We start from the raw sequence: 7,972 nt of genomic DNA, 5'->3' as shown, positions 1-7,972 counted from the left end.
CTCGTTAAAATAAAAATCATCGTTCATGCAGGTGAGTATGGCTTCGTAAATTTCTTCGGGGTCGGTGGTTTTAGTAAGGTAGGCATTGGCCCCCATTTCCATCATTTTACTTATCATCTGCTGATCGTCGTACATGGTAAGTACAATTATTTTTATATCCTCATACTCTTTACGTATAAGCTGAATACCGTTAATACCATCTATTTCGGGCATGCGTATATCCATCAGCAAGACTTCGGGTTTTTTAATGGCAATTTTATGCATCATATCCTTACCATCTTCTGCCTCCCAAATCATTTTAAGGTTAGCTTTTCCCGAAAGCGCCATCTTAATTCCATCTCTAAAAATCTTGTGATCGTCGGCAATAGCAATTTTAATAAAAGTTTCGTTACTCATAAATAGTGTGCAGCATAATTAGGGTTAGTATAAAATCGTTTCAAGTTACACTTTTCAATTCACAAATACACAGTGGTTTAATAAAACAGGGTAGTAAAAACTTTTCCACATACTGTTGATTATCATACCGTTTTTAGCAATACTACTGCGTAAAATTACCATAACGTCAATACGTTTATCTACTATTATGCATTGCGTTTTTGGCGTGTGCAAAGTAAATTTTACAACTTCAAAAAAAGAGCGGTATCCCTCTTTCACATCTTTTTAACATCAGCTATTTTTGTTTCAGTTGATTGATAGGGTGCACGGAAAAATTTATATCCAATTATCCAATAAATATCCAAAAAGTGCCGCTTATCCTTGGAAAAACCTGTTTGTGCTTGTGTTATCTTATCAATCAACTACATTTTAAAATCCCGTTTTATTTCCAATACCTCTGAACCGAAAAACCTGTTAGTTAAATTTTTTATGGCTGGTTACAGTAAACCAGCCATTGGTTTGTCTGCTTTTGCAGCCAATACCCTGCCAAAACCTTATGCCGCTCAAAAACCTATAGACTTTAGGCAGACTAGTTAAATTTTAATTGCTTTTAAAGAAAGAAATACCCTGTAAATCCCTATTATCCTCTAAAACCTGAGAGGTTTAATGCACCAAAACCCCATAATTTACCCTTTATTTTCAATTATAGTAAAAATGCGTAGGTAAAGCTACGATTTTTTAGATAGTAAAATTACTATTTTGTTTTCGTATATTTACCCCATCTTAACTCGTTGCTTTACTTGGTGCAAATACTGAAACCCCTTATAATCAAGGAATTTTTAAGTTATCCACATATTAACATATTTACAGGCAGTTGCCTGTGGAGTGGTTTTATAGCAAGTTTGTGCTTCGAGAAATTTCTTACTTAACAAACCACGAAAATTAATTTATTATGAACGGACAAGCTTGGGATTTAGTTGAAGCCCTTTTAAGTATCTAAGTATTATTGATTAAGCTAAGAATACTATTTATTTAGTTTCGTCGTTTATTGAATATTTAGTTAAATTTGAAAAAATTACTAAATATCCAAAAATACTTATTCAATATAACCTTATTTACAGAAGCACTCCCTTTTATCTTCTTGTTATTATTCAGTAATAGAATAAAAGACAAGGGTAAACGGGAGTTTTTTATATATGCGATCCTAACTGCACTTTCTGTAACATGTCTATTTTTATTTAGATATACTTATCCGAATAAAAATACGTATTTTTCAATTGTTAGAATTCATAACGTAATCGAGTTTTCAATAGTAGCTTGGATTTTTTCTCTTTTCTTCCATAATAAAATTATAAAAAAAATCGTTGCCTTTGCTCCAATTCCTTTTTTTATAATTTGCCTGATTGATTATCTTTCTGCAAAAACTTTGTCAATTGCTTATGTACCTCTTTTAACAGAATGTCTATTTTTTATTGCTCTGCTTATTTATTTCTTTTTTGAAAAAATGAAGCTGGATGTTAATGAACCTCTGTTTAACACATTTATTTTTTGGATTGCCGTTGCTTTTTTAATAAACTTCTCAGGTAATTTTTTACTATTTGTTTATTCCGAAACCTCTAATAAAGAGCCTGATTTTAAAACCAATTATACTATCATTTACAGCACGGTAACCATTATAAAAAATATTTTATTATGCATTGCAGTAACTATGAAAGAAAGTGTAAATAAAAACAATAGTTCTAATAATTCAATTTTGACAATCGCCAACCCCTTAATTTTTACCCCTGATAAAACCAGCAGTATATAACCTAAACCCATTTCTCTTTAAGCATGAATATTGTTTTAATTATTGGTACTATCGGCATGCTTATACTGGCTATTGCCATTGTGGGGTTTGTAATATTCCACCAGCGCAAAGTATTCCGCTTTAATACTCAATTAAAACAATTAGAGGAAGAAAAGCAGCAGATATTATTGAACGCCTCTATCCGTTTTCAGGAAGAAGAGCGTAACCGCATTGCCGCCGATTTGCATGATGATGCCGGCCCTTTATTAGCCACTGCCCGCCTTTACCTTAACGAAAACCTGGTTAACCAGGAAAAAGCCCAGCAACTGCAAAGCATTTACAGCGCCAAACAAATTATTGATGATGCTATTTTACTGATACGCAACATCAGCCACAGCCTTATGCCGCCAACGCTTAAAAACTTTGGGCTGGAGAGTGCTATTACCGACCTGTTTCAAAAAATAAGCGGCAGCGGCAGCATTAATGCCAGCGCCAGGTTTCATGATTACCGCATCCGTTTAAAAGTAGAGCAGGAGCTTTTGGTGTTCCGTATTGTGCAGGAACTGGTAAACAATGTTTTTAAACACAGCAATGCCGGCTTTATACACCTTACACAAAACAATAGCGGCAACAGCATGTACTTTCGCCTGCACCACGATGGTAACGGAATTGTGCAGGCCGATTTTGAAAAATTAAACCACAGTGCTTTGGGCCTTGGTTTAAAAAATATTGCCAGCCGCATTAAAGTACTTAAAGGAAGAATATTTTTTGAAATTGACCCCAGTCATACGTATTACAAAGTAACAGTTGAAGTACCAATGGAAGGAGGAATTGGAAATTAAATATTTAAAATTGTTCACGTTTTTTTTGCTGAAACAGGATGCTTCAATTTCAAATTTTAAATTGAAGTTTGTTTTATGTAATTTTACTCTATTACCCCAATATGGAAGATACAATAAAAGTTGCCATTGCCGATGATCATAAAATATTCCGTAAAGGGGTTATTCTTTCTTTGCGTTCTTATGTTAACCTTAAATTTGTAATGGAGGCCGAAAATGGCGAGGACCTGATTGCTAAAATCCCCGAGGCACAACCCGATGTAATTTTATGCGACTTAAAGATGCCCATTAAAGATGGCATTGATGCCACTAAAACGATTACTAAAAATTTTCCGGGTATACGTGTAATCATACTCACCATGTACGAAGATGAACGCTTTGTGGGCCACCTGATGGATTGTGGCGCTGCAGGCTATCTTTTAAAAAATACCGAACCTGCCGAAATAAGAAAAGCCATAATGGATGTAATGCGTACCGGCTTTTACTTAAATCCTTTTGTAAATAAAGTACTCATCAAAAAAAATTATTCCAAACAAAAGTTCAGCCCCAATTTAACTACCGAAGTGGTACTTAGTGAAAGAGAAAAAGAAGTGCTTACTTTAGTTTGTATGGAATTTACCGCTGCAGAAATTGCTGCAAAAATGGACATCAGCAGCAGAACGGTTGAAGCCATTAAAGACCGGCTGATGGAACGTTTTGGTGTAAAAAACTCTGTGGGTTTAGTTTTTTATGCCATGAAAAATTCCCTGATAGATTAAGGAAGAATGTTGAATTGATAAATGGCGAATATCGAATGTTTCCCGATTGGAAACTACATCCGACATTTGCAAATTTTATATTACCGATTATTTAATAATGAATTGATAGATGTCGAATATCGAATGTTCTTTGATCAGAAACCACATTCGATATTCGACATTACCATATTTTAAATTATTTAAGCAGCGAAGTCTTAGTATAACTGCAGCTTGTTTTTATACTGCTGAAAATATCCGGTTTATAATTATTTTCCTGCTCTACCATATAATGTTTTACGCCAGAAAGTTTTGCATTGGCAAATATGGTTTTAAAATCTACCGTTCCGTTACCTACTTCTGTATTTTTTGTTCTGTCAGCTTTATCCATATCTTTTACGTGCCATAAATGAAAACGCCCCGGATGTTTTTTAAATAATTCAATCGGGTCATATCCTGCTCTTACCACCCAATAAATATCCATTTCCATTTTTACAAGGTCTTTATCAGTATTGTTTAATAAAACATCATAACCATGCTGGCCGTTCATATCTGCAAATTCAAAATCGTGGTTGTGGTAAGCTAATTGTAAATTGGCTTTTTTGCATATTTCACCTGCTTTATTTATTCTTTCAGCAAGCACTTTATACTGGTCAATAGTTTTTCTTCTTTCTTCTTTCATCCATGGAATGATGATATATTTATTACCCAAAGTATTACCTACTTCGCAAAAGTTTTTTACATCGTCGCCATTGCCATTTTCAAAAAGAAAATTTTCGGGGGCATAATGCCCGCTGGGGCTTTTTAATTTATTATCTTTTAAAAGTTGTGCAAATTCTTTTACTGTTAACCCATAAAATTTATTCTCGGCGCTAAGCCCAAACATTTCTACTTCGCTGTAACCTGCTACAGCTATTTTTTTAATTACTCCTCTCGGGTCTTTAAAAATTTCATCTCTTACAGAATATAACTGAATACCTACATTTTTTTGTTTCTTCAGTAAATCTGATGGGTTCATCATTAAGCCTGCAGTTATTAAGCCCGATTGTTTTATAAAGTTTCTCCTGGTGTTCATACAGTAATAATATTTATGAGTTAAAAACTAAAGTTACATAAAATAAAAAAGCCGTCCTTAAAAAAGACGGCTTTATCAATATATTTACAAATGTTAGATTCTGAAGTGAGCAAATGCTTTGTTAGCTTCTGCCATACGGTGGGTATCTTCTTTCTTTTTAAAAGCTGCACCTTCACCTTTACTTGCTGCTACAATTTCGTTAGCTAATTTATCCGACATGCTGCGGCCATTCCTGTCACGGCTGTACTTTACCATCCACTTAATGCTTAAAGATACTTTTCTGTCGGAACGTACCTCAGCAGGAATTTGAAAAGTAGCACCACCAATACGGCGGCTTCTTACTTCTACACCCGGTGTAATGTTGCTTAAAGCTTTTTTCCAAACTTCATAACCGTTTTCGCCTGTTTGTTTAGCTACTTTATCTAAAGCATCATAAAAAACTATATAAGCACCGCTTTTTTTACCAGCCCACATCAGGTTGTTTACAAAACGGGTTACCAGTTTATCGTTAAACTTTGGATCTGGTGCTAAAGGAATTTTTTTCGGTTGTGATTTACGCATTGTTTTAAATATAAATTTTTAATTACTAGTAAACTAATTAACGAATCAACTAATTAACTACTTCTTTGCTTTTTCTTTTTTAGTTCCGTATTTACTGCGGCTTTGCTTACGGTCTTTTACACCAGCAGTATCAAGGCTGCCACGTACAATATGATAACGTACACCCGGTAAATCTTTTACCCTTCCGCCACGTATCAATACAATACTGTGCTCCTGTAAATTGTGTCCTTCACCCGGTATATAGGCAATAACCTCAATTTTATTAGTTAAACGTACTTTGGCTACTTTACGCAAAGCAGAGTTTGGTTTTTTTGGAGTTGTAGTATATACTCTTGTACATACACCACGGCGTTGCGGACAACTATCCAAAGCCCTTGATTTGCTCTTTGCTTTAATAATTTGTCTTCCTTTTCTTACTAACTGTTGAATTGTAGGCATTATTATCCTTTTATTTTTCGGACGGCAAAGGTAGGGGAAAGTTTTAGATTTTAGATTTTAGATGTCAGATTTTTTTAACCTGCTTAAAAAAAATATTTTTTAAAGGTTAAAATTGAAAAATAATCCCAAAAATGCATTTACAAACAGGACTTTTACCAAGCTGTTTAAATGTAAATCTAAAATCGGCAATCTAAAATCCTAAATCCGGTACATCCAGCCATGAGTATCTGCCTCAATGCCATATTTTATAGCATCCATCCTCTTTTTAACCTCTGGTGTAGCAATCCATTTTTCTACATCAAAATTCATGATGTAATCTTTATATTTCAACTCTTTTATAAAAGAAATGGTTGCGGCAGTTCCTGTACCAAACACATCATGCAAAGTGCCATTTTTGTGTGCCTCAATTATTTCGTTTATACTAATGGGCCTTTCTTCTACAGTATAGCCCATCTCTTTAAGTAATATAATAACACTATCCCTGGTAACACCCGCTAAAATTGTACCTGCATCAAGATTAGGGGTTACCGCTGTTTTTCCAATTATAAAAAACACATTCATAGTGCCGCACTCCTGTACGTATTTATGCTCCAGGGCATCTATCCACAAAACCTGGTCGTAGCCCTGCTTGCGTGCCTGAGCAGTAGGATACATAGCGGCACCGTAATTGCCTGCAGCTTTTGCATAACCAATACCACCGGGTACTGCCCTTACAAATTTTTCTTCTACATTAATTTTCATTGGCGCTGCATAATACGGGCCGGTTGGGCTTAGTATAACAATGAATTTATATTTTTCACTCGGCCTAACACCAATCATTTCGTCGCTGCTGAACATAAAAGGGCGAATGTATAAGGAATGTTCTTTTTTCTCGGGTATCCAGCTTTTATCAATATCAATAAGCATACGCATACCTTCAATAAAAATTTCTTCAGGCACCTGGGGCATTTCCATTCTTTCGGCAGAAATATTAAAGCGCTTAAAATTATCGTAAGGCCTGAAAATAAAAGCTTCGCCATCGGCATTTTTATAGGCTTTTATACCCTCAAAGATGGCCTGGCCATAATGCAATGCCGCTAAACTGGGGGCAAGCAACAAAGGCTGATAAGGTTTTATTTCTACATTTTTCCATTCGCCATCTTCATAATCGGCTTCAAGCATGTGGTCGGTAAAATATTTTCCAAAGGGAATATTCTCCAGATTAATATCTTTTAATTTACTATGCTCTGCTTTTGTAACAATTATATCTGCTGCTGCGGTCATATTCATTAATTTTACTGCAAAGAAACAAAAAAAACAGCGTATAAAACGGGCTTTTATGAGTTTAGATAATATTCAACTGCAGCCAATTGTTCTGCATGATTTGTTTAAGAATTCGTTGGTTGATTTAAATACAAACGAAACTGCGGCAACTATTGCAAAAGCAAACGGTATTGCAGTTTTAGGAAATAATCAAAAGCAAATTGCCATTATTGTTGCCGATGAAAAAACTTTGTATTTGCCTGATGATGAATTAAATTTTTTAATGGGCATTTTAGGTGCCTGTAAATTATCGATGGCTGATGTAGCATTGATAAATTTTGCCAAAACAAATGCACTTACTTATACCCAGGTTGAAGAAGAATTGAAAGCAGAAACAATATTGCTTTTTGGTGTGGAGCCATCGCAACTGCAATTACCGTTAGAGTTTCCGCATTATCAAATTCAAAAATTTAATAACCAGGTGTATCTTTCTGCGCCACCATTGCAAATGCTTGCAGCAGACAGGGCAGAAAAAACAAAATTATGGAACTGCCTGAAACAGGTTTTTTCTATTTGATAAAAATAAAAAATGGATACACTGATATTTGCTACCAATAACCAGCATAAGGTTGATGAAATTAGATTGGCACTTGGCAGCCGTTTTAATATTATAACTTTAAAAGAAGCCGGAATAGATATTGATATTGCTGAGCCGCATAATACTTTAGAAGAAAATGCGTCGGAAAAATCGAAAGTAATTTATGATCTTACAAAAAAAAATTGCTTTAGTGAAGATACCGGCCTGGAAGTGGAAGCATTAAATGGCGAACCGGGAGTAAAAAGTGCAAGGTATGCTGGTGAAGGAAGATCGTTTGAAAATAATATCGAAAAATTATTGGTTAACTTAAAGCCGCATCAAAAC

11 protein-coding genes are annotated in these 7,972 nt (G+C 34.8%); 6 read left to right on the top strand and 5 right to left on the bottom strand.

Annotated features, from left to right (window positions below; translation table 11 throughout):
• Window positions 1-396 (bottom strand): response regulator (locus ACY65O_RS05765; protein WP_462219897.1); only part of this gene is annotated, 396 nt, incomplete at its 3' end.
• Between the two features lie 360 nt (window positions 397-756).
• Here ACY65O_RS05765 and ACY65O_RS05760 point away from each other — a divergent pair.
• The 4 genes from ACY65O_RS05760 to ACY65O_RS05745 all read left to right on the top strand — a co-directional run bounded on the left by ACY65O_RS05760 (window position 757) and on the right by ACY65O_RS05745 (window position 3,758).
• Entirely contained in the window at window positions 757-972 is a 216-nt protein-coding gene (locus tag ACY65O_RS05760) for a hypothetical protein (RefSeq protein WP_462219896.1), read from the top strand.
• 469 nt (window positions 973-1,441) lie between these two features.
• A complete protein-coding gene (locus ACY65O_RS05755) occupies window positions 1,442-2,182 on the top strand; it encodes a hypothetical protein (RefSeq protein ID WP_462219895.1) in 741 nt (246 codons plus the stop codon).
• Window positions 2,183-2,205: 23 nt separating this feature from the next.
• Entirely contained in the window at window positions 2,206-3,003 is a 798-nt protein-coding gene (locus ACY65O_RS05750; protein ID WP_462219894.1) for a sensor histidine kinase, read from the top strand.
• 101 nt (window positions 3,004-3,104) lie between these two features.
• A complete protein-coding gene (locus ACY65O_RS05745; RefSeq protein ID WP_462219893.1) occupies window positions 3,105-3,758 on the top strand; it encodes a response regulator in 654 nt (217 codons plus the stop codon).
• Between the two features lie 175 nt (window positions 3,759-3,933).
• Here the strand turns inward: ACY65O_RS05745 and ACY65O_RS05740 are convergent, their stop codons facing one another.
• The 4 genes from ACY65O_RS05740 to ACY65O_RS05725 all read right to left on the bottom strand — a co-directional run bounded on the left by ACY65O_RS05740 (window position 3,934) and on the right by ACY65O_RS05725 (window position 7,071).
• Window positions 3,934-4,809: a sugar phosphate isomerase/epimerase family protein gene (locus ACY65O_RS05740; RefSeq protein WP_462219892.1), complete on the bottom strand. Its 876-nt coding sequence runs from the start codon at window positions 4,807-4,809 to the stop codon at window positions 3,934-3,936.
• A 93-nt stretch (window positions 4,810-4,902) separates the two neighbouring features.
• A complete protein-coding gene (gene rpsG, locus ACY65O_RS05735; protein WP_462219891.1) occupies window positions 4,903-5,370 on the bottom strand; it encodes a 30S ribosomal protein S7 in 468 nt (155 codons plus the stop codon).
• Window positions 5,371-5,427: 57 nt separating this feature from the next.
• Window positions 5,428-5,808 carry a 30S ribosomal protein S12 gene (rpsL, locus tag ACY65O_RS05730; protein WP_430986821.1) on the bottom strand — a complete coding sequence of 127 codons (381 nt, stop codon included), beginning with the start codon at window positions 5,806-5,808 and terminating at the stop codon, window positions 5,428-5,430.
• A gap of 198 nt (window positions 5,809-6,006) precedes the next feature.
• Window positions 6,007-7,071: a branched-chain amino acid aminotransferase gene (locus ACY65O_RS05725; protein WP_462219890.1), complete on the bottom strand. Its 1,065-nt coding sequence runs from the start codon at window positions 7,069-7,071 to the stop codon at window positions 6,007-6,009.
• 55 nt (window positions 7,072-7,126) lie between these two features.
• On the opposite strand from ACY65O_RS05725, the gene ACY65O_RS05720 reads away from it, so the two are divergent.
• Together ACY65O_RS05720 and ACY65O_RS05715 are read left to right on the top strand one after the other, a co-directional pair.
• Window positions 7,127-7,627 carry a hypothetical protein gene (locus tag ACY65O_RS05720; RefSeq protein ID WP_462219889.1) on the top strand — a complete coding sequence of 167 codons (501 nt, stop codon included), beginning with the start codon at window positions 7,127-7,129 and terminating at the stop codon, window positions 7,625-7,627.
• 12 nt (window positions 7,628-7,639) lie between these two features.
• Window positions 7,640-7,972, top strand: a 333-nt coding sequence (locus ACY65O_RS05715) for a non-canonical purine NTP pyrophosphatase (protein ID WP_462219888.1), incomplete at its 3' end; no start/stop codon positions are given.

This window comes from Ferruginibacter sp., from assembly GCF_031430955.1.
Taxonomy (GTDB): domain Bacteria; phylum Bacteroidota; class Bacteroidia; order Chitinophagales; family Chitinophagaceae; genus Ferruginibacter.
Note: the sequence above shows the minus strand (reverse complement) of the source record. Positions and strands in the feature narration are given on the sequence as shown.

What these genes read in the sequence shown, in the direction of transcription:
- ACY65O_RS05750 (WP_462219894.1), top strand. Translation starts at nt 2,206, where the DNA reads ATGAATATTGTTTTAATTATTGGTACTATCGGCATGCTTATACTGGCT.
- ACY65O_RS05745 (WP_462219893.1), top strand. Translation starts at nt 3,105, where the DNA reads ATGGAAGATACAATAAAAGTTGCCATTGCCGATGATCATAAAATATTC.
- ACY65O_RS05740 (WP_462219892.1), bottom strand. Translation starts at nt 4,809, where the DNA reads ATGAACACCAGGAGAAACTTTATAAAACAATCGGGCTTAATAACTGCA.
- rpsG (WP_462219891.1), bottom strand. Translation starts at nt 5,370, where the DNA reads ATGCGTAAATCACAACCGAAAAAAATTCCTTTAGCACCAGATCCAAAG.
- rpsL (WP_430986821.1), bottom strand. Translation starts at nt 5,808, where the DNA reads ATGCCTACAATTCAACAGTTAGTAAGAAAAGGAAGACAAATTATTAAA.
- ACY65O_RS05725 (WP_462219890.1), bottom strand. Translation starts at nt 7,071, where the DNA reads ATGACCGCAGCAGCAGATATAATTGTTACAAAAGCAGAGCATAGTAAA.
- ACY65O_RS05720 (WP_462219889.1), top strand. Translation starts at nt 7,127, where the DNA reads ATGAGTTTAGATAATATTCAACTGCAGCCAATTGTTCTGCATGATTTG.